This window comes from Colwellia sp. SU-HH01217 (assembly GCF_057543495.1).
Window position 1 is genome coordinate 1 of record NZ_BAAJLX010000036.1, and the last position, 1,218, is coordinate 1,218.

The following is a 1,218-nucleotide window of genomic DNA, read 5'->3' on the forward strand; positions in this document are numbered from 1 at the left end:
GGCGTTATACGTTTCTCATGGATAGATGGAATAATCTAAAATCACACTTCGAACAAGATGGCTCACTGAGAGACATCATTGTTACTTCAGAATCACTAGATTCATGGGAGTTATTCTTTGCTGCTTTAAAATCAGCAGAGTATTCTCATGCTTTTACGCTCGGCGGTAACATTGCTACTTTGCCTGACTCAATTGATTCAATCTGGGAGTTACAAAATACTGATCCAACTTTACTTTCTATTAAGGTCGGTGAACTTTTAGTTAATTGCCACTTTTTCAAAAGTAATGAAATTGAGTTTGATATAGATCCCAAAGATATAAATTCTGAAAGTGACTTTGTTGTTTTACTTAACTTCTTATCATGGTTAAATAAATCAATTAAAAGTTGCGTTGTATTAACTCATGAGAATTCCAGAAAAGAAATGATTCTAAGTGTTGAGTAAAAACGTATAACAAGCAATTAAAGCGGGACTTTTTACAGTTTGCTCGGTTCCGCTTCGCTTCACAATTTTAGCAAACTAATAAAAAGCCCCTTAATGTGGGCGTTAGTTGTACAAAGATAAATGGAGTTTATATGTTAGGTAAGTCTAAATATTTCAACTGGGGCTTAATTATTATTTGTGCTGTTTTATCAGTCATTGGCATTTTTCAATTAGGTTACTTAATCGGTCTTGCAATTTATTCCATAGAATTCAGTTTTAGTTCTGTAACTATGCTACAAGTAAGTTTAATAAGCACAGGGGTTTTGGCTATATCAGAGTTTGTTAGATCAATTAAAAAGTTAAAAACAGAGCCAATGTACAACTAACAAGAAATTAAACAAGGACAAAAAACAGTTGGTTTTGCTCCTTCGTCGCTTATTTTAACCAACTATTTTTTGCCTGTTAATTAGGCGTTAGTTTGCTATTAAGTTTTACTAAGGAAAGTGGTTTCAAATTCTGGTGAGTTTGTTAATCGAAGTGGCTCATCACAGGAAGTGTCTAGGTTTTACTTGTCGCGTTTAGCGTTCAAACTTCCATGTAGTGTAAATCCCTTTAATTCTTAACTTTTTAATAGTTTGTTGGTAATGTTGCGTTTACAAAAATTACAGTTGTTTGTTTAAGTTAAGTGGGGCGGTCAAGCCGCATCAACACCGCATAACTAACAAGCAATTTAATAGGACAAAAAACAGTTGGCTTCGCTTCGCGATTATAGCCAACTATTTTCCGCCCATTAATT

At 33.9% G+C, this 1,218-nt stretch carries 2 protein-coding genes; both read left to right on the plus strand.

Annotation, left to right across the window (positions count from 1 at the left end):
• The coding region (locus tag AC27G3_RS18100) for a hypothetical protein (RefSeq protein WP_487124026.1) at positions 1–443 on the plus strand (443 nt) is incomplete at its 5' end.
• Between the two features lie 131 nt (positions 444–574).
• Positions 575–808, plus strand: coding sequence for a hypothetical protein (locus AC27G3_RS18105; RefSeq protein ID WP_487124028.1), 234 nt, complete (start codon positions 575–577; stop codon positions 806–808).
• Positions 809–1,218: the final 410 nt, after the last annotated feature.